Source organism: Candidatus Glassbacteria bacterium, from assembly GCA_019456185.1.
GTDB lineage: Bacteria > Gemmatimonadota > Glassbacteria > GWA2-58-10 > GWA2-58-10 > JAJRTS01.
On sequence record VRUH01000168.1, the window covers coordinates 1 to 1042 of the forward strand.

Genomic DNA, 1042 nt, shown 5'->3' on the forward strand with positions numbered 1-1042 from the left:
GGGGTGCGGGGGGAATAGTTGCGCGAAGTGGAATGGTGGGGAGAGGAGCACCTGTGTCCATTCATCACCTCCGCCAGTCCCGTCATTCCGGCAGGCCGGCTTGGCGCCATTGCTCGCTCATCCGCTTCACGAAGGAGTGATCCTTGAAGGGCCGCCGCTTGAACAATTTGACGGCGGCGCCAACGGTAAAGTCCGGCTTGAGTTCCAGCAGGTCCTCCACGACTTCCCGCGCATCGTCTTCCCGGCCCAGTTCCATGTAACTGGCAATCAGATAGAGCCGCATCAGGCGGGCTTTGGCGCCTTGTTTTTGCAGGGCCAGGTAGTCCCGGAAGGTTTTGGCTGCTTCCTCATGGTTTCCGGTGAAGTAATGGGCCCGTCCCGCGTTGCCGCGAATATAGGAAGGAGGATACGGGCTGAGGCGTAGCGCCTTCCTGTAGAGCACGACCGCCTCTTCCGCCCGCCCGGCGAAGGTGAGGTTGTTCGCCAGCGACTGGATTGCAATGACGTGGTTGGGGGAGGCCTCCACGGCCCGCTCGCCCGCGGCGATGGCCTGCTCGAAGTTCCCCTTCACTCCGTGAATCCCCGCCTGCAGGGTGTGCCCGAGATAGACCCGGTCGTCCACGGCGATGGCTCTTTGCGCCAGTTCCTCGGCCAAGGCCAGCGACCGGGCGGGGTCCTTGCTCCAGCCGTACATTACTTCCAACAGATGGGTCCATCCCAGAAAGGCGATGGCCCGCGAGAAGTCCGGGTCCAATGCCAGGGCCTTTTCCAGCAACTCCCGGGCTCGCAGGTTGCCCCCCTTTTCCAGCCGGGTGAAATGCACGTCAGCCTGCTGGTAGAAATCGAGAGCCTGGTAATTGTCTGTGGAGAGGGCCTTGTAGCGGAACAATTCGCCCCAGGATAGTTTGACCCCCAGTTCGGTGGCGATCTTGCGGGAAATCTCGTCCTGCACCGCCAGGATGTCCTGCAACTGGCGGTCGTAGCTTTCCGCCCAGACCTGTTTTCCGGTCGCCGCCTCGATCAACTGCGCGGTGACCCGCAC

The 1042-nt window shown here is 62.3% G+C and carries 1 protein-coding gene; it reads right to left on the reverse strand.

Going from position 1 to position 1042, the window contains the following annotated elements:
• Positions 1-82 precede the first annotated feature (82 nt).
• The coding region (locus tag FVQ81_18665) for a tetratricopeptide repeat protein (GenBank protein ID MBW7998553.1) at positions 83-1042 on the reverse strand (960 nt) is incomplete at its 5' end.